General features: G+C 34.6%; 21 protein-coding genes. 4 read left to right on the forward strand and 17 right to left on the reverse strand.

The window, feature by feature from the left end; genetic code table 11:
• Positions 1-34 precede the first annotated feature (34 nt).
• The 11 genes from KAOT1_RS12095 to KAOT1_RS12145 all read right to left on the reverse strand — a co-directional run bounded on the left by KAOT1_RS12095 (position 35) and on the right by KAOT1_RS12145 (position 13,105).
• Positions 35-616 (reverse strand): precorrin-2 dehydrogenase/sirohydrochlorin ferrochelatase family protein, encoded by a 582-nt coding sequence (locus tag KAOT1_RS12095; RefSeq protein WP_007095106.1) that lies wholly within the window; start codon positions 614-616, stop codon positions 35-37.
• A 3-nt stretch (positions 617-619) separates the two neighbouring features.
• Positions 620-1,396 (reverse strand): uroporphyrinogen-III C-methyltransferase, encoded by a 777-nt coding sequence (cobA, locus tag KAOT1_RS12100; protein WP_007095107.1) that lies wholly within the window; start codon positions 1,394-1,396, stop codon positions 620-622.
• Positions 1,389-3,482, reverse strand: a complete 2,094-nt coding sequence (locus KAOT1_RS12105; protein ID WP_007095108.1) for a HEPN domain-containing protein — start codon at positions 3,480-3,482, stop codon at positions 1,389-1,391. Before KAOT1_RS12105 ends, cobA begins: the two co-directional genes overlap by 8 nt.
• Positions 3,483-3,718: 236 nt before the next feature.
• The gene (locus tag KAOT1_RS12110; RefSeq protein ID WP_007095109.1) at positions 3,719-4,966 is read right to left on the reverse strand and encodes a sulfate adenylyltransferase subunit 1; all 1,248 of its coding nucleotides are present in this window, start codon (positions 4,964-4,966) and stop codon (positions 3,719-3,721) included.
• Positions 4,967-5,056: 90 nt separating this feature from the next.
• Entirely contained in the window at positions 5,057-5,962 is a 906-nt protein-coding gene (gene cysD, locus KAOT1_RS12115) for a sulfate adenylyltransferase subunit CysD (protein ID WP_007095110.1), read from the reverse strand.
• 10 nt (positions 5,963-5,972) lie between these two features.
• On the reverse strand, positions 5,973-6,587 hold the full coding sequence (locus tag KAOT1_RS12120) for a phosphoadenosine phosphosulfate reductase domain-containing protein (RefSeq protein ID WP_007095111.1): 615 nt from the start codon (positions 6,585-6,587) through the stop codon (positions 5,973-5,975).
• Position 6,588: 1 nt separating this feature from the next.
• Positions 6,589-6,840 (reverse strand): DUF2061 domain-containing protein, encoded by a 252-nt coding sequence (locus KAOT1_RS12125; protein ID WP_007095112.1) that lies wholly within the window; start codon positions 6,838-6,840, stop codon positions 6,589-6,591.
• A gap of 113 nt (positions 6,841-6,953) precedes the next feature.
• A complete protein-coding gene (locus KAOT1_RS12130) occupies positions 6,954-8,120 on the reverse strand; it encodes a trans-sulfuration enzyme family protein (protein WP_007095113.1) in 1,167 nt (388 codons plus the stop codon).
• 266 nt (positions 8,121-8,386) lie between these two features.
• Entirely contained in the window at positions 8,387-10,789 is a 2,403-nt protein-coding gene (gene thrA, locus KAOT1_RS12135) for a bifunctional aspartate kinase/homoserine dehydrogenase I (protein ID WP_007095114.1), read from the reverse strand.
• A gap of 20 nt (positions 10,790-10,809) precedes the next feature.
• A complete protein-coding gene (locus KAOT1_RS12140; RefSeq protein ID WP_007095115.1) occupies positions 10,810-11,799 on the reverse strand; it encodes an alpha/beta fold hydrolase in 990 nt (329 codons plus the stop codon).
• A 10-nt stretch (positions 11,800-11,809) separates the two neighbouring features.
• The gene (locus tag KAOT1_RS12145) at positions 11,810-13,105 is read right to left on the reverse strand and encodes an O-acetylhomoserine aminocarboxypropyltransferase/cysteine synthase family protein (protein ID WP_040560044.1); all 1,296 of its coding nucleotides are present in this window, start codon (positions 13,103-13,105) and stop codon (positions 11,810-11,812) included.
• 827 nt (positions 13,106-13,932) lie between these two features.
• Here KAOT1_RS12145 and metK point away from each other — a divergent pair.
• Together metK and KAOT1_RS12160 are read left to right on the forward strand one after the other, a co-directional pair.
• Positions 13,933-15,189 carry a methionine adenosyltransferase gene (gene metK / locus KAOT1_RS12155; RefSeq protein WP_007095118.1) on the forward strand — a complete coding sequence of 419 codons (1,257 nt, stop codon included), beginning with the start codon at positions 13,933-13,935 and terminating at the stop codon, positions 15,187-15,189.
• A gap of 192 nt (positions 15,190-15,381) precedes the next feature.
• Positions 15,382-15,984 carry a hypothetical protein gene (locus KAOT1_RS12160; protein WP_007095120.1) on the forward strand — a complete coding sequence of 201 codons (603 nt, stop codon included), beginning with the start codon at positions 15,382-15,384 and terminating at the stop codon, positions 15,982-15,984.
• A 201-nt stretch (positions 15,985-16,185) separates the two neighbouring features.
• On the opposite strand, the gene KAOT1_RS12165 is transcribed toward KAOT1_RS12160, so the two are convergent.
• Together KAOT1_RS12165 and KAOT1_RS12170 are read right to left on the reverse strand one after the other, a co-directional pair.
• The gene (locus KAOT1_RS12165) at positions 16,186-16,593 is read right to left on the reverse strand and encodes a hypothetical protein (RefSeq protein ID WP_007095121.1); all 408 of its coding nucleotides are present in this window, start codon (positions 16,591-16,593) and stop codon (positions 16,186-16,188) included.
• A gap of 156 nt (positions 16,594-16,749) precedes the next feature.
• On the reverse strand, positions 16,750-17,325 hold the full coding sequence (locus KAOT1_RS12170; protein WP_007095122.1) for a hypothetical protein: 576 nt from the start codon (positions 17,323-17,325) through the stop codon (positions 16,750-16,752).
• Positions 17,326-17,445: 120 nt separating this feature from the next.
• Here KAOT1_RS12170 and KAOT1_RS22010 point away from each other — a divergent pair, with 120 nt between their 5' ends.
• Together KAOT1_RS22010 and KAOT1_RS22015 are read left to right on the forward strand one after the other, a co-directional pair.
• Positions 17,446-19,194, forward strand: coding sequence for a DUF4419 domain-containing protein (locus KAOT1_RS22010; RefSeq protein ID WP_007095123.1), 1,749 nt, complete (start codon positions 17,446-17,448; stop codon positions 19,192-19,194).
• A 131-nt stretch (positions 19,195-19,325) separates the two neighbouring features.
• Positions 19,326-20,609 carry a paraquat-inducible protein A gene (locus KAOT1_RS22015; RefSeq protein WP_007095124.1) on the forward strand — a complete coding sequence of 428 codons (1,284 nt, stop codon included), beginning with the start codon at positions 19,326-19,328 and terminating at the stop codon, positions 20,607-20,609.
• Positions 20,610-20,925: 316 nt separating this feature from the next.
• Here KAOT1_RS22015 and KAOT1_RS12185 read toward each other — a convergent pair whose 3' ends face one another.
• From KAOT1_RS12185 to KAOT1_RS12200, 4 genes are all read right to left on the reverse strand, one after another.
• Positions 20,926-23,643, reverse strand: coding sequence for a TonB-dependent receptor (locus tag KAOT1_RS12185; RefSeq protein ID WP_007095125.1), 2,718 nt, complete (start codon positions 23,641-23,643; stop codon positions 20,926-20,928).
• A gap of 40 nt (positions 23,644-23,683) precedes the next feature.
• Entirely contained in the window at positions 23,684-24,571 is an 888-nt protein-coding gene (locus KAOT1_RS12190; RefSeq protein ID WP_007095126.1) for a GLPGLI family protein, read from the reverse strand.
• A gap of 206 nt (positions 24,572-24,777) precedes the next feature.
• The gene (locus KAOT1_RS12195; protein WP_007095128.1) at positions 24,778-25,629 is read right to left on the reverse strand and encodes a GLPGLI family protein; all 852 of its coding nucleotides are present in this window, start codon (positions 25,627-25,629) and stop codon (positions 24,778-24,780) included.
• A gap of 307 nt (positions 25,630-25,936) precedes the next feature.
• Positions 25,937-26,422: a hypothetical protein gene (locus tag KAOT1_RS12200; RefSeq protein ID WP_007095129.1), complete on the reverse strand. Its 486-nt coding sequence runs from the start codon at positions 26,420-26,422 to the stop codon at positions 25,937-25,939.
• Positions 26,423-26,521 lie beyond the last annotated feature (99 nt).

The raw sequence follows: 26,521 nt of genomic DNA on the forward strand, positions 1-26,521 counted from the left end.
GAATCAAGTTCAGAATGACGTTCCCAATTGCTTGTTATTTTTCTTCTAATAAGGTTTCTGTGATTTCGTTGAGTGCGTTTACTTTGTATTCAAAATCACCTTTGAGTCGTTTTCGATAACTGTGTAAGTTTTTTACCAATTCGTTGATATTTTCTGGAATGATTTGTTCAAAAAACTGTCGCAAGCGTTTTGCCGTTGTGGGCGATTTTCCATTGGTCGATATGGCAATTTTCACGTTTCCTTTAGTGACAATTCCGCCTAAATAGAAATCGCAGTATTGTGGCTGATCGGCTAAGTTGACCAACAAACTTCTTCGTTTTGCTTCCAAAAAGATATTTAGGTTTACCATTTGATCGTCTGTCGCAGCAATTACCATATGCTTTTCGTCTAAATATTCGTTGGCAAATGCATCTTTGATGAGTGTAACTGTTGGATGTGTTTTTGCAAGAACTTTAATTTCTTCTCTGATGAAAGGTGCAACTAGCGCTACTTTTGCATTCGGACTCGATTTGAGTAAGAAGCTTAGTTTTTCCAATCCGACATTACCGCCGCCAACAATAAGAATATTGAGTTGCGCTACTTTTAAGAATATCGGATATAGTTCATTTTTCTCCATAGCTTAGATTACTTTTTGTAATGGAAATGTTTTTTTATTGATTGCTATTTGATTCTTCACTTGTTGCATTGCTTCATTTACCACTTCCCCAATCACAATGATTGCAGGAGCCGCCAAGTTTTGATCTTTTACTTTTTTTATGATAGAATCTACCGTTCCAAAAACTGATTTTTCGTTATCAGTTGTTCCGTTTTGAATGATTCCTACTGGCATTTTGTGTTTCCCTTCATGTTTGAATAGTGTGACAATTTCCGAGAGTTTACTCATTCCCATAAGAATGACTACCGTGGCAGAAGATTGTGCCGCCAAAGCAACGTCTTTTGAGAGTTTCCGTGCCGAAGTTGTACCTGTGATGACCCAGAAACTTTCAGAAATACCGCGTTTTGTCAATGGAATATTTGAATATGCAGGAACCGCAATTGCAGAAGTAATTCCAGAGATTACAGCCGTTTCCAATCCGTAGTTTTTTGCATATACTACTTCTTCTGCTCCACGCCCAAATATGAATGGATCGCCACCTTTTAAGCGTACTACATGACCCGATTTGTATGCGTTTTGCACAATAAGTTCATTGATTTCATCTTGACTGTATTTGTGGAATCCTTTGCGTTTTCCCACAAAAATATGTTCCGCACTTGACGCATATTGCAACAATTCTCTGTTTACCAACGCATCATATAGTACAACATTGGCATCTTGTAGTGCTTTGACTCCTTTGAGCGTGATGAGTTCTGGATCGCCAGGTCCTGCGCCCAATACGGTTAGTTTTGGCTTATGCATGAGTCAACTCCTCCTTTCTATACGTTTTTAGTTGTTGTAAAAACCAAACTGCATCTCGCAAGTAACTTTTGGCAAAAATTGCAGTTGGTTCGTTTTGCTGAATTTGATAGACAAATGTTGCAAAAGTGTCTGGCAATTCAATTTTTTTTGTCGCCACAAACACTTCATCAAATTGATTGATAATCGTTGCATGCGAATTCGTTTTTTGCTGTGCTGAGAGCAATAACGCTTTCGCGGAATTGACAATGGCAGCGTAACTATGATAGATACTGTCACTATATACTTCATCTTTCAATGCCGCCGAAGCATTTTCGATTTTTTCTTCACTTTCTAGAAATAGTGTTTCTACCAAATCGATTACGACACCAGCACATTCTCCAATTCCAACGGCTTTTACATATGGTTTTTCATGTCCCCAATCGATATAATCGTCTTCTGCTAATGCTGAACTGTCTGATAATGGTTTTAATAATTGGTAGAAGTATGATTTTTCTTTTCGTTCGTAGTAACTTAAGAATGATTCTTCTGCTAGCGCGTTCATTTTGAAGTCATCTAGAATTTCTCGCAATGCAGCTGGTCCTCGTTTGCTTGGAATTTTTAATACTTTGTCTGCAAAACGACCATTTCCATCGCCCAAAATACCGCCACCCAGTAATATTTGTAATGCTGGCGCCACCAATTTCCCAGATTTTATCGTCATTCCTTGAAAGCCAATTTCTGCCATATTGTGCTGTCCGCAAGCATTCATACAACCACTTATTTTGATAGTTATGTCTTTTGTGGTAATGAAATCCTTGTATTCGGTTGCGATTACTTTTTCTAATTCGCGCGCAATTCCTGTACTGCTTGCAATTCCGAGATTACAAGTGTCTGTTCCTGGGCACGCTGTGATGTCTATGAGTTTGTTATAACCTGTTTCAGCAAATCCAAGTTTTGTGAGTTCTTGATAGAAAAATGGCAGTAATGCTTCTTTTACATGGCGAATGAGTATGTTTTGACGCAACGTAAAACGCAATTCATCCGCAGCATATTTTTTGATTAAGTCTGCTAATAATCGAGCTTTGTCTGTGTAAAAATCGCCTAAAGGTACGCGAATTCCAATCGCAAAAAGTCCTGGTTGTTTTTGAGGAATTACATTCGTTTCTTTCCAGTATTGAAAGGCTGTCGCATCAAGTATAGTATCAAATGTATACGAATGTTCTTCAAACGTTGGTGCAATGTCAAAAGCTGTTGTATCAATATTGACTTTTGTTTGAGACAGCGCTTTTCGTTCCGCATTTACCAATTTTATAAAAGCTTCCAAGCCAAGATCTTTGATTAGAAATTTCATCCGTGCTTTTCCTCGTTTTGCACGTTCGCCATGACGATCAAAAATGCGCAATACACTTTCTATTAACGGAATGATTTCATCTGAAGCTAAAAACTCATAGAATACATCTGCATGTCGTGGTTGTGAGCCCAATCCGCCACCGAGCAAAACTTTAAAACCACGTTTTCCGTTTTGAATTTTAGCAATAAATCCAAGATCGTGAATGTACGTAAGTGCCGTATCTTTTTCGGTTGCTGAAAAAGCAATTTTGAATTTCCTACCCATTTCTTGGGAAATTGGATTTCGCAAGAAGAATTTGAACGTTGCATCCGCATACGGCGACACGTCAAAAGCTTCTTCTGGGTCAATTCCTGCGGTTTCACTTGCTGTAATGTTTCGCACCGTATTTCCGCAAGCTTCTCGTAAGGTGATGTCATCTTTTTCAAGTTGTGCCCATAATTCTGGCGTTCGATCGAGACTTACATGGTGAATTTGAATGTCTTGTCGTGTGGTAATGTGCAATCTTCCTGTGGAATATTCGTCAGCAACATCGGCAATTCTGTGTAATTGCGCACTTGACACTTTTCCGTATGGTAGTTTGATGCGAATCATTTGTACGCCATGTTGTCGTTGTCCGTACACGCCACGCGCTAAACGAAGACTTCTAAATTTTTCTTCATCTACTTTTCCTTCTTTGAATTCGCGAATTTTTCGTTCTAATTCAATGATGTCTTTTTCGACAATCGGGTTTTCTATTTCAGTTCTAAAGCTTTGCATTTGTTTGGTTTTCAAGAATTAAAAAAGTCCTTATGAATGGTGTTTCAAAAGGACTTTTATTGAGTTATGTATATGAGTTTTACGTCATGTTCCTTTTGGTGTACGAAAAATGTGAGAGCAACACATACAGTTGCAGTTCATGATATGTTTGTTTGAAGTTTTCATCATATTTGATGTTGTTTTGTTTTTCTTAATTTTATTTTTAGCCTAACTGTCAAATCGAGTGCAGTCGAGATTTATTTAATAAACCCAACGCCTGCGGTTGTATTGGTTTGTAAATCGATCAAGATGAAACCACCGTTGTATTTGTTATCTTGATAACTATCATAAAATAACGGTTTGTTGAGTTTGAGCTGAATGTTGCCAATTTCATTGAGTTGCAATTGAGACGCTGCTGTTTTTTCTACTGAAAAATTGGTTTCTTCAATCGTATCTACTTCTACAATTTTTGCCAAGACATTGTGAACGCCGTGTTGCAAACCATATTTTGTAGCTGCTGTCAACGGTTTTTTGTCCATCCAACAAACGGTAGCTTGCAGTTCTTTTGCAATTTTTGGTGGTTCATTGGTTTTTACAATCATGTCGCCTCTGCTCACATTGACATCATCTTCCAGCGTAAGCGTGATGGAACTTCCTATTCCTGCTTTGTCAAATTTTTCATCATAAAAATAGATTTCTTTTACTGTTGATTGTGTTCCTGAAGGTAGCACGGTAACTTGATCGCCTACAGAGATTTCGCCACCATATAGTTTTCCCGCATATCCTCTAAAGTCATGATAATCTTCTGTTTTTGGTCGGATGACTGTTTGTACAGGAAAACGCGTTTGTGCTTCTTCATAGACATCTTGCACCTGAATTTCTTCTAAGTGTTCCACCAAGGTTTTCCCTTTGTACCAAGTCATATTTTGTGATGATTTGACTACGTTGTCTCCTTGCAGCGCGCTTACAGGAATGCAGGTTATGTTTTGTTCTTTGTAAGTAGATTTTGAGATAAGTTCCTGAATTTCTTGTTGAACTGCATTGTATTTTTCTTCTGAGTAATCGACCAAATCCATTTTATTTACCGCAATAATAATGTCTTTTATACGTAATAGATTGTTGATGTAAAAGTGACGCGATGTTTGTTCAATGACTCCTTTTCTGGCATCAATGAGAATGATGGCTACTTGTGAGGTTGATGCGCCCGTAACCATGTTTCTAGTGTATTCTACATGTCCTGGCGTATCGGCAATGATGTAACTTCTGTGTTGTGTTGAAAAATAGATATGTGCCACATCGATGGTGATTCCTTGCTCGCGCTCTGCGACTAATCCGTCGGTTGCGAGTGAAAAATCTAGATAGTCAAATCCTCTTTGTTTGCTCTTTTTTTCTATGGCTTCGAGTTTGTCGTCTGTGAGCGATTGTGTATCGTACAGAATTCTACCAATTAAGGTACTTTTTCCATCATCGACGCTTCCTGCGGTTGCTATTTTTAGTACTTCCATTTTTTTATGCTAGCTGTTAGCTTGTTCTTATTTATTTTCTGCTAAAGGCTAATCGCCAATAGCTAAGGGCAAAATTTTCTAAAGAAAATTTTAAAAATATCCTTGTTGTTTTCTTTTTTCCATGGCTGCTTCCGAGCGTTTGTCATCAATTCGTGCGCCACGTTCTGAAATGGTAGATTGTCGTATTTCTTGTACTACCGAAGCAATGTCGTATGCGTTTGAGAGTACTGCTGCCGTACAACTCATGTCACCAACTGTTCTAAACCGAATGACGCGTTCTTCTGTTTTTTCATCTTCTTCACGATAGACAACATCATCATTTGCAGACCAGATTAATCCGTCTCTTAAAAATGTTGCTCGTGTGTGTGCAAAGTAGATGGATGGAATTTCAATGTTTTCTTTTTCGATGTAACTCCACACGTCTAGTTCTGTCCAATTGGATATTGGAAATACACGTACATTTTGTCCATGATTAATTTTCCCGTTGAGCATATCAAATACTTCTGGGCGTTGATTTTTTTCATCCCATTGTCCAAAGTCATCTCTTACGGAAAAAATTCGTTCTTTGGCACGTGCTTTTTCTTCATCGCGTCGCGCGCCACCAATACAAGCATCAAAACCAAATTCTTCTATCGCATCTAATAGGGTTTCCGTTTGCAGTATGTTTCTGCTTGCGTATTTCCCTGTTTCTTCTTGTACTTTTCCCGCGTCAATATTGTCTTGTACGTTTCTTACGATGAGTTGTAAGCCTAGTTTCTTTACAAGTCTGTCACGAAATTCAATAGTTTCCGGGAAATTGTGACCTGTATCAATGTGCAATAGTGGAAACGGAATTTTTGCCGGAAAGAAGGCTTTTTGCGCCAATCTTACCAACGTAATCGAATCTTTTCCTCCAGAAAATAACAATACTGGTTTTTCAAATTGTGCGACGACTTCTCTGAAAATATGTATCGCTTCACTTTCTAAAATGTTTGTTTGTAATACTTTCGTACTCATGTTTTTGTTCTTATGAATGCAGTCCGCATTCTCTGTTTTCTAATACTTTTGTTGGATCGAAATAGTTGAATTCGTTTGGAATTTGATGTGCTTCTAGGTATTCGTCTAATTGCGCATCTGACCAATGATAGAACGGACTTACTTTCAAAACGCCATCTTTTCCAAGAGAAACAATATCTATAGAATCGCGAAAAGCAGTTTGTCCTTTTCTTAGGTTTGTAAACCAAATTTTTGGCTTATGAAATTCCATTGCTCGTTTAAAAGGTTCTAACTTTACTTGTTGGGTAAATAGTTGATGCTTTTCATCGTTTACATCTGGAATTCCCAATACAATGTCTCTGTGTGCAGCCGTTTGTTTTGGTACATATAAATCAATGTTTAGGTTTAATTGTTCTATTAATGTTTCAGCATGTTTGTAGGTGTTTGGCGTGTTGTAACCAGTATCACACCAAATTACGTCAATGTCTGGCTTCACTTGTGTACACGCATGTAATATTGCACCTTCATACGGTCTGAAATTTGTAGTTACGACCGCTTTTCCTTCTTGTGAAACCGCCCAAGCAATGATTTCATCAGGTGATTTTTCACGTACTATTTCGTTTATTTTTTGAATGTCTGTTTGCATTTTATTTTCCCCATTTTATAGTGTTCCACAATCGTTCATGAAAAAAGTATAGCACCATTTTTGTCAACATTTCTATAGATCCAATCGCAAAAGCCATTGTTAAGGTTCCTGTAATTAGCCAAGAGATTAAAACCGTATCTAAGGTTCCGATAACTCTCCAACTGATTGATTTTACAAAGCTTCGCAATGGTTTTTCAGAGTGAACATCTGTTTTGTAATTGCTTTTATTTTTGATTATTTGATTTAAAATCATGTCAATTTTTATTAAAATACTATTACTCTATAGACTTACTAGATTATTTATCAAATGTATTTCTTTTTTTTAGAAAGACATACATTTTTTATTAAAAAGTGTTGAACTTTTTTTTAGCTTAAAGCTTGATTTAAATCTTCAATGATATCATATACATTTTCCAATCCTACAGAAACCCGAATGAGTCCATCTGTAATACTGGTTTCCAATCGATCTTCCACCGATAGTTTACTGTGCGTGGTTGATGCAGGATGCGTTACAATACTTCGTGCATCTCCCAAATTTGCTGATAGTGAACACATTTTTATGCTATTTAAAAATTTTCTTCCTGCATCTACGCCACCTTTTACTTCAAACGAAACTACGTTTCCGCCAAGTTTCATCTGCTTTTTAGCAATTTCGTATTGTGGATGCGACTTTAAGAACGGATATTTTACCCAATTTACTTGTGGATGTTCTTCCAGAAATTCTGCAACTTTTAAGGCATTTTCACAATGACGATCTACACGAACAACTAAAGTTTCCAAACTTTTTGATAAAACCCACGCATTGAATGGCGATAATGCTGGACCTGTGTTTCTTGCGAATAGATAGATTTCACGAATTAAATCGGCACGACCAACCGTTACGCCACCTAATACACGACCTTGTCCATCAATGAGTTTTGTTGCGGAATGAATGACCAAATCTGCTCCAAATTTGATCGGTTGTTGTAAATATGGTGTGGCAAAACAGTTGTCTATGATGAGAATTAGGTTGTGTTTTTTGGCAATTTTTCCTAAAGTTTCTAGATTGATGATATCAACTGCTGGATTTGTTGGTGATTCAGCATACAATACTTTTGTATTTGGCTGAATTAAAGATTCAATTTTGTCAATTTCGTTGACTTTGAAATAGCTCGTTTCAATGTTCCATTTTGGTAAAAACTTTGTAAATAGACTATTTGTTGAACCAAAAATAGATCGTGAAGATACAATATGATCGCCACTATTGAGCAATGCTGCAAAGGTTGAAAATACTGCCGACATTCCTGTTGCAAAAGCGTGTCCGGCTGCTGCACCTTCTAATTTACAGATTTTTGATACAAATTCGGAGGTATTCGGATTCGTAAATCGGCTATAAATATTCCGTTGTTTTTCTTCCGCAAAGGAAGCGCGCATGTCTTCAGCATCTTCAAAGACAAAGCTTGAGGTTAGGTATAACGGATTGGAATGTTCAAGAAAACTGGAGCGTTCGAGTTGTGTTCGAATCGCTTGAGTTTCTATATGTTGTGAGTTCATTTTTTGTTGTTTGTTTAGGTCGCTTTGCTCCTGTTATGAGTTGGTCGCTGCGCTCCGTTGTGTGTTTTGTTGTTTGTTGTTTGTTAATATGTTTTTTCTACTTTTTATTTCAAAACATAAACTGTTCAACTTATAAACCTATAAACTTCAAAATTGTTAATTTACTTGCTGGAACCTCATGAAACTTATATTGTTTCCAAGTATTCTCGACTTCGCTCGAATTGACACTTTTTCAATTTAACATTCAACATTTAGCATTTATTATTTTAAAGTTTTTCTGTTAATCGTAAGATATCTCCAAAAACGCCTCTTGCCGTAACTGCAGCGCCTGCGCCAGCTCCTTGAATGACTAAAGGTTGTTCTTTGTAAGCTTCCGTGTAAATTTCAAAAATAGAGTCTGAACCTTTTATTTGTCCCAAAGCACTATTGCTTGGCACAGAAATTAATTTGACTTCCAAAACTCCTGTTTCCGTTGATAAATCGCCCACATAACGCAATACATGATTTTTTTGTTGATTGGCTTTGATGAGTTTGTAGGTTTGATCTAAATCGGTAATGTTATTTTTAAATTTTTGTAAACTGATCGCTTGTAAGTGTACTGGCAATAGGTTTTGAATGGTAATGTCTGAGAATTCGTGTTTTAAATCCAATTCTCTGGCAAGGATTAATAATTTTCGTGCAACGTCATTTCCCGATAAGTCTTCACGCGCATCAGGTTCGGTAAAACCTTTTTCCTCAGCTTGTTTTAAAACGGTACTAAATTCTACATCTTCCACAGAAAACGTATTGAAAAGATAACTTAACGAGCCTGAAAATACACCGCGAATTTTCTTTATTTTTTCGCCCGATTTGTGCAATAGTTTTATCGTATCAATCAATGGTAAACCAGCTCCTACATTGGTTTCGTACAAATAATTTTTTTGATGCTTTTTCAGTTCTTTTCGCAACGTATCATAAAATGAGTACTCAACTGTGTTCGCAATTTTATTTGCCGAAACCAAATCGAAGCCATTATTAACTAAACTTATATAATTATGTATAAATTCTTTGCTCGCTGTTGTATCAACCGCAATTAAATTTTCGAGATGATTGTTTTTTGCGTAATCGATAATTTGTTGCACCGTGTACGCAACTTTTTCTTTTGGAAATGTTTCTTGCCAATTGTCAGCAATTCCGTTTTTGTCTAAATATACATGTTGTGAATCGGCGACAGCAAATACATTTAGCTTGATGTTATTTTTGTCTAATATGTCTTTTTTGCTTTGCACGATTTGATCGAGTAATGTTCCACCAACTAAACCTTTTCCAAAGACAGCGATGTTTATTTTTTTAGAGATTCCGAAGATTTGTCCATGAATCACATTGATTGCTTTGTGCAATTGTGTTTTTTTCACTACCAAACTCACGTTTTTTCCTGAAACCGTATTGTTAAATAGAATCGGAACAATTTGATTTTTGATTAATGCATTGTATGGTTTGTGAAATTCGCTTAAGTTTTGCCCAACAATCGAGATGACTGCAACATCATCAATGACAGAGATTTTGTTGACATCTTTGGTATAGAAATCATTTTCAAATTCACGTTCAAGCGCAATGATTGCATTGGAAGCTTGATTGGCATCAATTACCAAACCAATTCCACGTTCGGAAGAACCTTGCGAAATGATACTTACATTGATATCTTTTTCTCCGAGTGTTTTAAAAATGCGCGCATCTACACCAACTCTACCCAACAAGCCTCCGCCTTCTAAGTTTACCAAGGCAACATTGTCTAATACTGAAATCGATTTGATTCCTTTTTTGATTGTTTTTTGCTTGATGATTGTTCCTTCATCCGAACTGTTGAATGTGTTTAAGATGCGTAAAGGAATGTTTTTTTCAATGAGTGGAACAATGGTTTTTGCATGTAGAATGTTTGCGCCAAAGTTTGCCAATTCGTTCGCTTCATTGAATGAGAGTTCTTCTATTTTTTTCGCATCCGCAACCAAATCTGGATTTGCTGTAAAGATTCCGTCTACATGTGTGTAATTTTGTAATTCTTCCGCATCTAAAAAATTAGCCAATAAAGCTGCCGTGTAATTGCTTCCGTTTCTTCCAAGTGTTGTGGTTTCATTGTTTTGATTCGATCCAATAAAACCTGTGACGATGTTTACTGTTGTTCCATTGTGCGATTTGAAATGATTGATAACATTTTTTCGCGATATTACATCTAACGGACGTGCATTTCCAAAAACATTATCTGTTTTTATAAGGTTTCTGGCATCAGTAAAATGTGCATTGACACCTTCTTTTTTGAGCAGATTGGTAACCAATTTTGCTGCAATTATTTCGCCTTGAGAGACCACTTGATCTTTTATTTTTTCGCTGTAATCGCCCAATAGTGAAACACCTTGAAATAAATTTTCTAATGTTGTAAATTCCTCTGAAAAATCAACAGCTCTGTCTATTTGACTTTGATAGGCTTTAAACGCTGTAAATTGCTCATGATAGGATTCTTTATGAGCGGCTTTTTCTAACATTTCCAATAACTCATCGGTGGCATTTCCACGTGCAGATAACACAACGGCAATATCTTCTTGCTGCTTTGCTTTGTCTCTTATGATTTGAATCGCTGTTTTGATTCCTTTTCCGTTAGCGAGTGATTTTCCGCCAAATTTTAATATTTTCATTTCGTTTTGTGTTGTCCTTGTTAGATCGATGATTTTTGAACTTGAAATATGTTTCTGAGTAATAGACTCAATTGTCCAAATTCCATTAAAAATGCGTCGTGTCCGTGAATGGACTGAATTTCGTCGTGATATATGTTTTCTTTGACACGTTTGAGTCTCCTGAAGGTTTCAACATCTTCATCTGGTGAAAAAAATATGTCACTGTTGATACTTATAATGTGAATGTTTCCTGTAATTTTTGAAGCTACTTTTTCAAGTGATGTTCTACCTCTAGTAATATCGATGGTTTTTAAAAGCTGATTCATCAGTTTGTATGCTGCCAATTGATAGCGTTGTTGCAATTTTTTTCCGTGATGTACCAACCAACTTTCGGTATTGAATAGTTCTTTTTCTGTATCGCGTGTTCGCTGAAATTTTACTTTGAGTGAAAAAGGTGTACGATAGCACAACATGGCATGAATACGAGCATCTTCAATCGGATTGCTAGAGTTTTCAAGGATACGTTCCTGCAAAAAGCAATTTCCAATTAACCAATCGGTCGATTTCCAATCGGCTGCAATCGGAATTAGATTTTGAATCAAATTTGGTTCTAAGACTGCCATTTCCCAAGCAATTCCACCACCTAACGATCCGCCAATAGCGGCAAAAAGTTTGTTGATTTTTAAATATTCTAATCCTCTGATGAATAGTTTAGCAATGTCTCTTGCCACAAAGTCCTTATAGTGTTTTATCAATCCTGTTTCTTGTGAAAAACCATTGCCTGGAATGTCGAAACTCAAAATTTTAAAATGATTGGTATCAATACATTTACCATCTCCAATAAGCTTATTCCACCAACCATTTACACCTGTAACTTCTGAGTTTCCTGTCAGTGCATGATTTACCAAAACGATTGGCGCATCTGCACTATCCGAACCTACAAGTTGGTAACTCAACTTTAGGTTTGGATAGTACGCGCCGCTTTCTGTAAAGAAATCTGAGATCGTAATATGTGTTATTTTCTGTCTCAAAATAGCTGTTTTATGATGCTGGAATTCCCGCAGTAATTTTTTCAAATACGGTTTGTAAGTCTGCTTTTAAATCTTCTACATCTTCCAAGCCAACTGATAATCGAATTAAATCTTGCGTCACACCTGTAGAAACCTGTTGCGCTTCCGTTAATTGTTGATGCGTCGTACTTGCTGGATGAATGATGAGCGATTTTGTGTCTCCAATATTGGCTAAGAGTGAGAATACTTTTGTTTCGTCGGCAATACGTTTTGCGGCTTCAAAACCTGCTTTGATTCCAAATGTTACGATGCCGCTTTGACCTTTTGGCAAGTATTTCTCAGCTAATGCTTTGTAGTTGCTTGTTTCCAATCCTGGATAGTTTACCCAAGCAACAGCTTCTTGTGTTTGCAACCATGTTGCTAATTCGAGTGCGTTTTGACTATGCTGTTTGATTCTGATTGGCAATGTTTCTAATCCTTGAATGATTTGAAATGCGTTGAACGGACTTAATGCCGAACCAAAATCACGCAATCCTTCAATACGTACTTTGGCAATGAATGCGGCTTCTTCTAAAGCTTCACTATAAATTAATCCGTGATATCCTGCAGATGGTTCTGTGAATTCTGGGAATTTCCCGTTGGTCCAATCAAAAGTTCCTGCGTCAATGATTGCGCCTCCGAGTGCAGTTCCGTTTCCGTTGATGTATTTTGTAAGTGAATGAATGACAATGTTTGCGCCGTGTTTGATAGGATTCAGTAAGTAAGGTGTGGCAATGGTATTGTCGACTATGAGAGGGATTTTGTTTGCTTTGGCTTGTGCGGAAATTTTTTCAATGTCTAATACATCTAATTTTGGATTTCCAAGTGACTCGATGAAAACGGCTCTTGTGTTTTCTTGTACCGCATCTGTAAAGCTATTTTCTTCTGCTGGATCTACGAATGTTGTGGTAATTCCGAGTCTTGGCAAGGTTACATTTAGCAAATTATACGTTCCGCCATACAGACTGTTGGAAGCTACAATATGATCGCCTGCTCTGAGCAATGTGAGCAATGTAGTAGCAATGGCAGAAGTTCCTGATGCGGTAACTACGGCTGCGATTCCACCTTCTAATGAAGCTAAACGCTGTTCTAAAATATCGTTTGTTGGATTGTTGATTCTGGTATAAATATTTCCTGGTTCTGCTAAGGAAAATAAGTTGGACGCATGATCGGAGTTGTTAAACACATATGCTGTTGATTGATAAATTGGAACAGCTCGTGTGCCGCCGTTTTGCGTTGTGTCGTGTCCTGAATGTAATGCTTTTGTTGCGAATTGTTGTGTACTCATGTTTTCTTGTTTGTGTTTGTTTGCACTTCGATTTCGCTCAGTGCGCTTTGATTTGTTTATTATTTTATGTCTATTTTTTGAATTTACTTTTTTGATTTTCAACCAACGAAAAAAGGTCCTTTTGGAAGTGTATTACCAAAAGGACCTTTTTTTTACATGATAAATAGTTTAATACCTATCTGGAACTTTTTGATAATAGTAAGCTTGGCTACAACACATCATGCACATAGCCATCATACAACATATTGTCATTGTTGTTTTGATTGTTGCTATTTGAAAAAATTCACTCATTGGTTTTTTGAAAAAAAATTATTTTAAAATATAATCATGAAAAAAGCCTCTGCAATTGCAGAGGCTTAAAATTATTGTTGAATGCTTTTTTAAAGTTAGCTAAATACAATAGTTGTCCCCTGCGGCATCTCTGCTACACATCATACAACACATCATATTTGAAACTTTATTAAACATTTTTCGTCTTTGTTTGTTACAAAGGTAAAGTCATAATTATTTATTTTCCAAATATTTTTCAAAAAAAAATTGTTTTTAACAGTTTTGTTAAGAAATGTAAAATTCTATTTTTTTGTTGTTTGTTTGTACGAAGATTTTTATACATTTGCATCTGATTTTTGAGGAGAAATTTGAACTGATTGCAACCTCAAGTGCTGAACTTGTTTCAGTACCTAGTTCACTAAGTCGTGGACTAGATCCTGAAATGAATTCAGGATATTTAAAAAATGCTAAAGCAGTAATTTTATACTTCTTTAGCCGACAAAGCAATCTCTTTTTTATTTTTCCTTTCACTTTAACCATTAAAAAGAAGATTTATTATGTCATATTTTTTTACCTCTGAATCCGTTTCAGAAGGACATCCAGACAAAGTAGCAGATCAGATTTCTGACGCTTTAATCGATAATTTTTTAGCCTTTGATCCTGAGTCAAAAGTAGCTTGTGAAACCTTAGTTACTACAGGTCAAGTTATTCTTGCAGGAGAAGTAAAATCGAATACTTATTTAGACGTTCAAAAGATTGCTAGAGAAGTAGTTAACAAAATTGGCTATACGAAAAGCGAATATATGTTTGATGGAAATTCTTGTGGTGTTTTATCGGCAATTCACGAGCAATCTGAAGATATTAATAGAGGTGTTGATAGAGCTACGAAAGAAGAACAAGGTGCTGGTGACCAAGGAATGATGTTTGGCTATGCAACAAAGGAGACAGAAAATTTAATGCCTTTAGCGTTAGATTTGTCACATTTAATGTTGATTGAATTGGCAGCTTTGCGTAGAGAAAATGAGGATATTACCTATTTACGTCCAGATGCAAAAAGCCAGGTAACTATTGAATATGATGACAACAATGTACCTTCAAGAGTAGAAGCGATTGTGATTTCTACTCAGCATGATGATTTTGATGAAAGAGATGAAGTAATGTTGGCTAAAATCCGTAAGGATATTGTTGAGATTTTAATTCCACGTGTAAAGTCAAAATTAAAACCAGAAATTCAAGCATTATTTGGTGATGATATTAAGTATCACATCAATCCAACTGGAAAGTTTGTTATTGGTGGACCTCACGGAGATACAGGTTTGACAGGAAGAAAAATTATTGTTGACACGTACGGTGGAAAAGGTGCGCATGGTGGTGGAGCTTTTTCAGGAAAAGATCCAAGTAAAGTAGATAGAAGTGCAGCGTATGCAACACGTCACGTAGCAAAAAACTTAGTTGCGGCTGGCGTTGCTGATGAGATTTTAGTACAAGTTTCTTACGCTATTGGAGTGGTTGAACCAATGGGAATTTTTGTAGATACGTATGGAACTGCAAAAGTTGATTTATCAGATGGAGAAATTGCAGAGAAAGTAAAAGAGGTATTTGACATGCGTCCTGCGGCGATTGAAAGTCGTTTAAAATTACGCACACCGATGTATAGCGAAACAGCGGCTTATGGACATATGGGACGTAAAAACGAAACTGTTTCAAAAACGTTTACAACGCCAAATGGAGAAACAAAAACATTAGATGTTGAGTTATTTACTTGGGAAAAACTAGACTACGTAGATAAAGTAAAAACAGCTTTCGGATTGTAAGATTCTGAGCTTAGTTATATGTTAAAAAGGTCGCTTCTGTTGCTATGGAAGCGGCTTTTTTTGTACAACCCTTTTTCGTTTCAAATAAAATAGTACCTTTAGCCTAGCTACATTCATTAAATTATCAATATAATTTAAACTAAAAAAGCTGGTTTCGTTCTGAAATTCAGCCAACAAACTATTTTTTATCTTATGAAACATATTGTATTCATAGTACTATTTGCGATAAGTATACAAACTACACATGCACAATTTTCAGAAAATCACGCTATTTACGGATCAGGATCGCTAGATTTTGGAAACTATTTTGGTGCTGATTTGAATCTTAATTATGTGTATCAAGAAAATTATTCTTTCAAAATTGGCTACAGCGGACACATTCGCAGTCCGAAATCAAAACCCGATGATTATTCCACAGGACTTTTTCGTGCTTTGACATTAGGAATTGCATCGCCATATGATAATTTGGAAACCTTTCATTTAATGGCAGGGAAAATTTATAAATTCAATGAGAAGGGAACAATTCGGTTGAATTTATCCGTTGGTTTGGCTCTTGTAAATATCAAAGAACCTACCAATTGGCAAATGAATGATAACGGTTTTTTAGACCAAAATTACACGTGGGATTATTATGAATATAGTACAATCGGTATTATTATCAATCCAAAAATAGAGTTTCCGTTTACACGTCATTACGGACTCAGTATTTCGCCTGTTTTACAGTTGAATAAAGATCGTGTTTATATCGGAATTGGAATTGGACAAATGATTGGATTGTTGCGAAAGCGAAATTGATTGTACTTTAATTTTTTAAAATAAAAAACCGCTTCTATTAGCCCTTGAAGCGGTTTTTATCATTAAAATATTACCTAATAATCTGATATTTGTTTCTAATAATATTGTAAAGTTGATGATTAACTTTCTATTTGTTAGAAAAAATGGCACAAAGTGATCTTTTTCAGGTAAAAGAGTGATGATCTGTAGTATAAAAAGACTTTACTCACAATTCTCATTGTAATAATGAATAACTTTTTCAAGATTTGATTGCGTAAATTCAGGTTTTTCAGGAAATTTTTCCCTAAAATCAGTACATTTATTTAATGCTGATAGCAATGTATAGTATTCGTTTTTTGTTCGAATATATCCGTGATAAACATCACTCACCACAAAAGATGTATTTCCCCAATTCGTAGGATCGTGCTCATACAATTTTAATGCTCCTTTCGTGATAATGACATCCATAGGTGTATACGAAATTGGATTGTTTGGTGTAAGCATTACCATTTCTTCTACATAAAATTCTTGACCTTTGCGATAGTGATACACTTGATAAATTTCATCATATTGAACGATACGTTTTTCGCGAGCTGCATTCACAACCTTCACTTGACCAAGTTTATTCATTCGTCTAGAAAAGCGTATTTTATTCCCAAATATTGAATCTTTTGTCTTAAGAATGATAAAACTTTGATTCTTTTTGGAAGATGGCAACGTTGTACATGAAGCAACTAGCAAGCAAATACAAATATTTTTTAGCAAATTTTTCATCTTTCTATAGCATTAATAATCACAATTTTTATTGTAATAGCGAATCATTTTTTCTAAGTTTTTCTTTTTACGTTGTTCTTTCTCAGTAAACTTTTTATGGAAAGCTTCACATTTATTTAAATGTACCAACAACTTTTTTCGTTTGTAATATTTATTGGCATATCCGTGATAAAAATCACTCACTACAAAATAATAATCAGGTCGAAATCCTGGATCATTCAAATATAATTTAACCTTTCCTTCATTGATAACAATATCCATTCCTACATGTGTATCAATGCGCGAAGGTGTTTCTTCAATGATTTCGACTACATTGGGTCTGTTTTTCCGATCGAATTCATGAATTTGATATATTTGATCGTACGTGTACATCGTTTCAACTTCTTGACCATCTTCCATATTGGTAATTGTAACGCGACCCATATTTCGAAACGGATTTACAGACCGTAATTGATCTGCTACAATCGTATCTTTCGTTTTTAAAATGATGAATTCTTTGTTACGTTGCGATTCAGGCAAAGAAGCACAGGAAATCATACATAAGCAAAATAGTATCTTGACAAATAAAATGTTGGGAATGACTTTCATTTTTCTTTTTTTTATAAAATTAAGAAAGATCAATCTGTAAAAACATACGATGTTTTGCGTAGTTTTTGTAGTTCTTGTTTAAAACTGTAACTTCGAAAAGATTCCAAGTAAACTTGAAGTATGATTACAACAAAAACCAAAGATTCAATTACTTTTCATATTGAAACTTTAGAACGACCTGATGATTTGGTAGACGAAAAAGCATTTAGTGAAATCGCGCAAACCTTTTCTTCAAAAATAGAATACTTACCAAATCCTGATGAGAAATTAATAGCAGGAGGTTCGCATGCGTTTTTATACGGATTGTATCTAGCATACTCACAACACAGACCATTTACGCTTTCGCCTGATATGATTTGGTTGTTGGTTTTGCAAGGAATTTCAAATCATGTAAATTTTTCCTATCAAGCTAAAGAAAATCTATTTCCACAGTTAACTAATAAACAGACGATTACCATTGAAAGTAATAATATTTTCCTTGGCGATCCTGAAAGTCCGTGGCACGAAACCACAGCACAATTTACCAACCAAATTGAAAAAATTGTGGGTTCGGAGATTATTGCCGATTTACGAGCTGATTTTAGTACTACAACATTAGCTTCAAAAGTAGTTAGTGAAATTACAATAATGGATGCGTTTAAATCCTATTTTGATTATGATATTGCTGTTTGTGTTTGTGGAATTCCTGAATTAAAACTTGAAGGTTCTGCTACCGATTGGAATCGCATGTTAGACAAGTTGGAAATCTTGAAAAAGTATGATATGGAATGGTGGTATGAAGACTTAAAACCCATCATCACAAAAATTAAAGATACTGCCGAAGAAATTATAGATAATGAATTTTGGATGCACATTTTTAAAGTTCATACTACGGAAGAATATGGAAATCCGAAGTCTGTTGATGGCTGGATAACCAAGTTTTTCCCTTTTGATAATATTGGCTATCGAATTGATTTGAGAAAAATAAAAGGATACGGAATTGATGACCTTTTTGAAAAATTACCGAAGCAAATAGTAACTGTGAATTTTAGACATCTGTTATATGACTTACAAGGTAATTTGCTCGAAGAAACAGCCATGGAATATTTGGGTGGCTTTGTCGGGATTTCTCAACATCACGAAACTCAGTTTTTAAAACCAGAAATCAATTGGATCATTGGTCACCAAACGAAAGAAACGATTACTGATAAAAAAGAAATAGATAAAAATCGGCTACCTTCAAAGGCATTTCATAATATAAAAATGATTCCCGAAGAAGTTTTTGATGTAAATGAATGGGAATATTTACACTTAGGTTTTACGAACAAGGTTGTTATTTCAGAACGTGCAAAAGAGCTAAAATTTGAACACTTAACTATTAGTGGAGAAATTAACAGCGAAACTATCAGAAGACTGGAATCGTACTTCGACTGGACAAAAAAATTCATTACAGTTAATGACAAAAGGCTTGGTGAAGACAGGTTTTCTTCCGAAGAATATCAAGAATATATCCAACAGATCAAACAAAAATATGTTCCGAAAACAGGAAAATCAAATTATGTGCAAGGTGAAATGATGCGAACTGTTGAAAAATTGGAAGAAGAAGCTATTCAGCATCAAAATAAAAACTATACTAAAATATGTCATGGACGATTAGCTTCTTTTTTAGATAAATATTTATATGATGAAGATGTTTTTATTGAAATACACCTGACTGAGATCCTCCTTACCTTAGAAAGATTTAAAAATAAAAATAGATCGCTTAAAGAAATTCAAGATCATGGTTATAGTCTTGCATACGAATATAAGTATATCAAAGAACGAATCGTAGAATGGCATTTGCATTATGGTCCAACTAAACTTGAAGAAGATCCGAAGTTATGTCTCTAAACCTACAATGTATTCACTACTACTCTATTTGGTCAAAACCTAATGGAAATTATCGATGCCGTAAATAAATTGCTTAGATTGAAACATATTTCTGCGTAATTCGTCTTGTAATAAACAACTGTTTTATTCTTATGAAACCCAATCAGCTTTCTAAAATATTTCTTGTCACTTTGCTTGTTACCATTAGTGTTTCAGCATTTTTTACCTATAATTTAGAAACTAAAAAAAGAAGTTTAACGGCAGATAAAATTGAACTATCTGATATAAAATACGGAATGTTTAATATTGATGCTTGGGAAGAACAATTTGCCGAAATTATCACCAAAAAACTGAAAGAACTTAAGCTTTCGGGCGATACTAGAAAAGAAGCTCGCGTTAAGATTCGGACGTTTTTATACGATGCTATCGATAAGTTTGAAGTTGCTTACAAAGCAAAAAACGATCAGAAATCAACTTTTGGTATTTCATTGCGGAATTTGGGTGCAGAATTCTTTGAAATCTTTGGTGAGCTAAAAAAACATGTTCCTGTCATTACGGAAGATATTCTTGACTTTTTGGAAGATGAAGAAAATCGAGAAAACATTAAAAACTACATTTTAGCACAAATCAATTCGTATACTGAAGGAACTTTTCAGAAAATAAATTACACGACATACAACAATATTATTGCGAAATACAATGCTGAATCTAGTGAAGATTGCCAAACAATCATTTCTCAAAAACAGACAGTTCTTATAACGCAACAAACTACTATCATTCTAGTTTTAATCCTTGCATTCATCGGAATATTGAGCTACATTCTTTTTGACAAAAACCCAACAAATTTTAAAATCACGTTATATGTTTTGGCGGCGGTTCATTTGTTGGCTTTGGGTATTTTTCTACCAATGATTGCGATCGATGCGCGTATTTCTTCGATGGAATTACAATTGATGGGCGAAGCAATTTCGTTTAAAGATCAGGTGTTGTATTACAAAAGTAAAAGCATCATGGAAGTTTCGAGCGTAATGCTGTCACAAGGGAAATTTAAAGTCATGTTGGTTGGTATTTTGGTAGTATTATTCAGTGTGATTTTCCCTGTATCAAAACTTATTTCCAGTGTGTTATTAATTTTTAAACGTTCATTAAAAGACAACAAAATCATTCGTTTTTTAGTATTTAAAAGTGGAAAATGGTCAATGGCAGATGTTATGGTTGTGGCAATATTCATGTCATATATTGGCTTTACAGGAATCATTTCGAGTCAACTCGGACAATTAGAAAACATCACACAAGATGTGGACATTTTAACAACTAATGAATCTAAACTACAAAACGGTTTCTACTTCTTTATGGCATTTGTAATTTTGAGTATTTTTATTTCGCAGAAAATTCAAAAAATGATCGTAGCAAAAGCTCCAAAAAATACGCTATAGTTGTTCAATAATTACTTTCTAAAAAAAGAAATGTAACTTTTTTCTAAATCCTGACGCAACCATTTTCGAGTTTTGTTATCTATTCAATAAAACCGACCCACATGAAGAATGTCAACTTTACCGTTCATTTCCTTTCTATCTCATTATTTATTTTCAAAAAAGATAATGATGAATACACAGCAGTTTTGGCAACATAAAAATATTGCGGTTTTTTAATTATTTTCTTTTAAAAAGAGAAAGCCTTTCTGTTTGGTTTGCAGAAAGGCTTTCGGAGCTTTTTTTTTATTAAATAGTTTGATTGAATCGATGAAGTCTCCTATAAATGATACTTTAAACTAAAAATAAGATAACGTGGCTGAATAAAATATTCGCTCGTACTTGTTAAAAAACTATTCGAGTTGTCTTGATTTAAAGATGTTGTATTTAATAAATTGGTTCCGCTAATGGTATATTCCCACTTACTATCTTTTTTTCGATAGGAAAGTTCCGCTTTTAGGAAGTCATAACTGTTGATCGTTCGTTCTTCATTTTTGTAATTGAAATACGAATAATCTGCCGTAAAGACATAGCTTTTTAAGAAATACGCATCTACATTTACAAACGGACTGCTAGTTACGAAACGATTGGTATTCATTCCTTGATCGTACTTGTTGATTGATACATTGTACCCAACTTCAATGTTTGGCGCGTTTCTAAAATTTGTACTCAATCGGGTTCTGTAGGCTTGTGTAAATGATTCGTTTACGTTTCTATTTCCATTAATTTCCTGATTAAATTTTGATAAGGTCAATGTTCCGCCAACCGAAGCTTTTATTTTTCCAAAAGTACGCTCAAATCGTCCGTTTGCAGAGAAAGTTTCATCGGCAAAATTCGAATTGAAAGGTGTAGAAACACTATTGGTACTTAAAATGTCTGGATCGCCTGTGTTTGCTCCTGGAATCGTCAAAAATTGCGAACGATTTCGAATAGGATCAATTCTTTTATTGTAGTTTACAAACGCAAAAATGTTAGTATAATTGAACAAGTTAAAACTAAAATAGCTCAAATTTACGTTGTGTGATAAGGCATTTTCCAACGTTCTATTTCCTCTGTAGAGCGAATTGTAATTGTTAAATACCAAACCTTCCGCCAAATTGTTTACGTCTGTAAAATCAGTTTGCATTTGATAGGAAAAATTTAGCGTTTCAGAATCTTTAAATTGCACTAAAATATTCGCATCAGGTAAAAAACGTGTGAATGTATCTTTAAATTTCGAACCAAACTGCGTGTTTTTTATACCATACGCATGTGCTGTAATTCCTGGTGTGAACGTGAATTTTCCAGATTTTATCTTGTAATGTAATCCTAAAAATGTATCGCTAAAATTATAAGTTACATCATTTATCACGTCTTGTTGTGGCGCAATTAAAGGTAATTTACTTCCACTGTCTAATAATTGAAAAATCTCAGAATCAAACTGTTGCGAACTCAACGTTGTTCCTGCCGTAATGTTAATGTTACTTTTTTGATTCAATACGTACCAATAATCCAATCGTGCGTCAAATTTGTTGGTTTTTACACGTTTGTCTTGTGCAATGTCTAAAAATGATTGTGTTGTATTTAAATCCAACACATCTGTAAATCGGAATTGTTCGCTTTGCGCCAATCGTGCGTTGTAAAACGGATCTTCATCTTGCCATAAATGTTGCGCTTCTAAAGCAAAAATATGATTATCATTGTGCGTGTAATAATAATTTAAATTTTGATTGAAACTAAACGGATTCTGCGATTGACGTTCATCAATATCACCTAATAACGAAGAAAAGAAATCCTGCGTTTCTGTTTGTTGTGATACTTTCGTAAAAACATCATAATCCAATTGATTGTTGGCGTTTGGCTTGTAACTTGAACTTAGTTTAAACAATCCTAAATCACTTTTTTGTCGCGTATTGGTTCGGGTAATTTCATCTGGCGTACTTTCATCAATATAATTGTTAATACTGTTTTCTTCTAATTCCGTTCGTGAACCTGAGTAGATGGCAAAACCACTAATATCCCATGTTTTTTTGGGCGAATAACTAAAGTTTGCTGCTCCAAATTTTGAATCAATTGATTTGGCTCTGTTGTTTCGTAAGGTTAAAAATCCGATATCGCTTGAAGCCACATTAAAATTTGTTCCTGTGTTTCTTCCTAAACTTCTCAATCCACCCGAAAACTTAAAATAATCACGTCGTGTAAACGGAATTGCCCCAATATTATTAAAATCGGTAATGATATTGACACTGTATTTCGGACTGTAATAAAACAATCTTGGATTTGCAATAAAGCGTTCGTCAGGACCTAAACCTGCCGTAATTTCACCAAACCAAAAGTTTTTCTTTCCTTCTTTAAGTTTGATATTTATCATCACATTATCTTGATCGTTTCCAAGTCCTTTTAATTGTGAAACTTCGTTACTATTTTTCAGTACTTCCACTTTGTCTACAGCATCCGCAGGAATGTTTTTGGTTGCCAATTTGCTATCGCCATCAAAAAAATCTTTTCCTTCTACCATTACTTTGGTTACCGTTTTTCCTTCCACTTCTATTTCGCCATCGTCGGTGACTTCCATTCCGGGTAATTTTTTTATAACGTCTTCTAATTTCTTTTCTGAGCCATTTTTAAAGGAATCTGCATTGTAAACAATCGTATCTCCTTTAATAGTTACAGGCATTTCATACGTGAGTTCAACAGCATCCAGACTTTCATCTTTTTGCATGATAAAATCCTTTTTGATAGCTACTTCTTTCGTTGTAATAGAATCATTGATTGTTGCCAAACCAATAAAACTTACTTTGATGGCATACGTTGTATTTTTCTTTAGTGCGAGTCTAAAACGACCTTCATTATTGGTAATTCCGTATGATTCTAGTGCGTTTGTTGCTTTATTTAGAGCAATTACATTGGCGAGTTCTAGTGGTTTTCCCAAAGAATCTTTTACGACACCTTCAAATTCAATTTGGGCAATAGTTGTCTGTGCCGTGAAACACAGCAGTAGCAGTAATATATTTTTCATTGATGTAGTTTTCTGATTAGTTGGTCAGTTGCAAAAAGGTTTAGCCTCTGCCTCTACCTCTGCCGCCGCGACCACGACCGCGATACATGTCGCGCATTTCTTTCATTTTGTTTTTTACAATTTCATTGTATTCTTTTCGGGTAACTTCTTTCCCTTTTGTAGGTGCTTCAATCGGTTCTTTTTCTCCTGGATTCATCACAATTTTAGAACATAAAATAGTAGTTTTATATGCGTTTACTTCTAAAATTAATCCTGGCAATCCCCAATATTCTCCAGGTCCTTGATTGATAGGAATATCAAGTGTATACCAAGCGGTTACTAAAACTTCTTTCGGAATATCAACTTGACTAAACGGATCTTTTGCCGCTTTGATAGAATCTTGTTTTTTTTCTTCCGCTGTTTTTTCGTTGTTTCTATCTCTCCTTCTCGGACGCATTTTGCTGAAATCGAGTTCGTCCACTTTTTTAAGTGCAGTTGCTTTAAAACAAAGGTATTTTCCAATTTGTTTGGTTTCGCCTTCCATTTTCCATTCTAATTTTGGCAAGCTGTCTTTGATAAGGAATTTTTTTCCAAAGAATTCTTTCGTTTCCATAATTACGCCATCTCTAACATCTTTGTATTGGTTTCCTTGTGAAAAACTGCCCATCATCATACGTCCAAATCCGCCTCTACCACCTTGTCCTGGTGCTTCAATTTTTTCTTCTTCTTTGTATGTGGATGCTGTTTGATTAAAATCAAGAATATATACTTTTTCCAAAAATCCTTTCATACGTTCTTGGATTCGCTTTTTTTGCTCTGCTGACATTTCGCGTCCGCCCCAATTCATGTCCATCGTCGTTTTAGACTGATAATATGCTTTTCCTTGAAAATTTTGAGCAAATACGCCTGTTGTGCATAAAACTAAGCTCCAAAGTATTAATTGTTTCATTCCTTAAGTCTTTATATTTATTGTTTTGCTACTTCTTTAGTAGGTAACAGCGTAAAAAGTTACACTTTTTAACTTCATTAAGACCTTAGTTTCTTGATTCAGTTTAATCTTTTTCCGTTAAAGTTTTCTTAAAAAGACTTTTTAAACGTAGTTTTAGTAAGGTTTTGATCGTTTTTGGTTTTACTTTTTCTTTTGTTGAAAAGTTTTTATCCTCCAATTTCAATTCTAATTTCATTGCCATCGCCTCTACCATTTCCGCGATAACGTTCCATCATTTCTTTAGATTTCTTTTCCATGATTTCTTGAAATTTTGCTTGGTTTACTTTTTTACCTTTTGTAGGCTCTTTGATGCTAACTTTATTTTTTGGATTGAGCACAATTTTGCTACAAACAATCGTTTGTGTTCCATCATTTACTTCTAGTATTAAACCTGGTAATCCCCAATACATTTCTGGTCCAGAATTTACAGGAATGTCTAATGTATACCAAGCGGTTACCGTAACATTTTCTTTGGTAGTTTTCTTGTCATCGCTATCATCATTTACAGAAAATGACGTTATTTTTTCAACTTCAATTGTACGTGTAGCTTTGTAACATTGGTATTGTCCGATGAATTTTGTTTCGCTTCCCAACTTCCATTCTTTATTTTCCAATTTGTCTTGAACTAAGAACTTTTTACCTAAGATTTCTTGTTGATTTGCGTATCGGTTTTCTTTGGTATTTTTATACAAAGTAGCCGATTGTCCATCGCCTACTACCATAATTTGCATTCCGCTAGTTTTTGGTGTTGGTGCTGCTAATTTTTCTTCTTGTTTGTATAAAGATTCATAAGGTGTAAATGTGAGTGTGTACTCTTTTTGAAACTGTTTTTGCAGCATTGCGTTTAGTTTTTCCTGCATTTCTTTGTTAATTCCTTGACTTGTAGCAATGCTATCCATTTTAAAGTCCATTTTCATGCTGGTTTTGTACGTAGCAACTCCTTGAAAGTCTTGTGCATTTAGAAAAGCATTAACCATCATGAAGACAAATACAATGATTGTTTTTGTATAGTTTTTCATAAGTATTTTATGTTTTTAGTTTTTTGATGCTACAAATATGAAACAGAAAATTATACATTTCAGTTAATGAACGTTAACGAGTGTTAAACACAAAAAAGTCTTTACAGTTTATGCAAAGACTTTTTTTTAAAATTTATGTTACCATTTTATTCTAAAAGATTTTTAATAACATTTTTCGTATTAGTTAGTACAATTTTCCGATCAGTTTCCATATCTCCTAAATAACGAATGGTGTCATTTTTTATAATCATTAAGTATAAAAGTTATATCAAACTTGCGTTAAGTAAAAATCAGACACTTTGTATGATTACATATTCACTTCTTTTTTATCTATCTTAAAATAAGTTATTTCAGCAACCTTTTTGTTTTTAGTTGTTTCGATACCATAGTAATCTTGAATCAAATTTGGACGCACAAAAAAGGTTATAAATAGTATCAATAATGGGAAATATAAAAAATGTAATTTTTGCTTTCCTGCCAAACTTCCCATAAACTCACTCAAAGGCATCATGAAAACATATAAAATTGCTCCTATTATTATTGTTGATTTATTAAAAATAAAAAAGTGAAATATAAATATTAAAGTCAACATTAATGACATACTAATATCTTTAGTCTTTGATGGTCTTTTTCGAGCTACTATGTATGAAGACAAAAATAATGTAGTACAAATGGCTAAAAACATATAAGCTTTGTGTTCATTAAAAATAATTCCGTAGAAAAAGAAGATACAAACTCCCAAGATTGAGTTTAATGCATATTTTACATAAATACTTAATGTTTCTTTTTTCATATTGTTTTGGTTTAAAAAATTAACAACTAGCACAATATAGTAAATTTTCAATATACTTTTCTTACTAAGTTTATTTTATTTTTCTGTCATTAAATCGTC

The sequence above is a fragment of the Kordia algicida OT-1 genome (genome assembly GCF_000154725.1).
In the GTDB taxonomy this organism is placed as follows: Bacteria; Bacteroidota; Bacteroidia; order Flavobacteriales; family Flavobacteriaceae; genus Kordia; species Kordia algicida.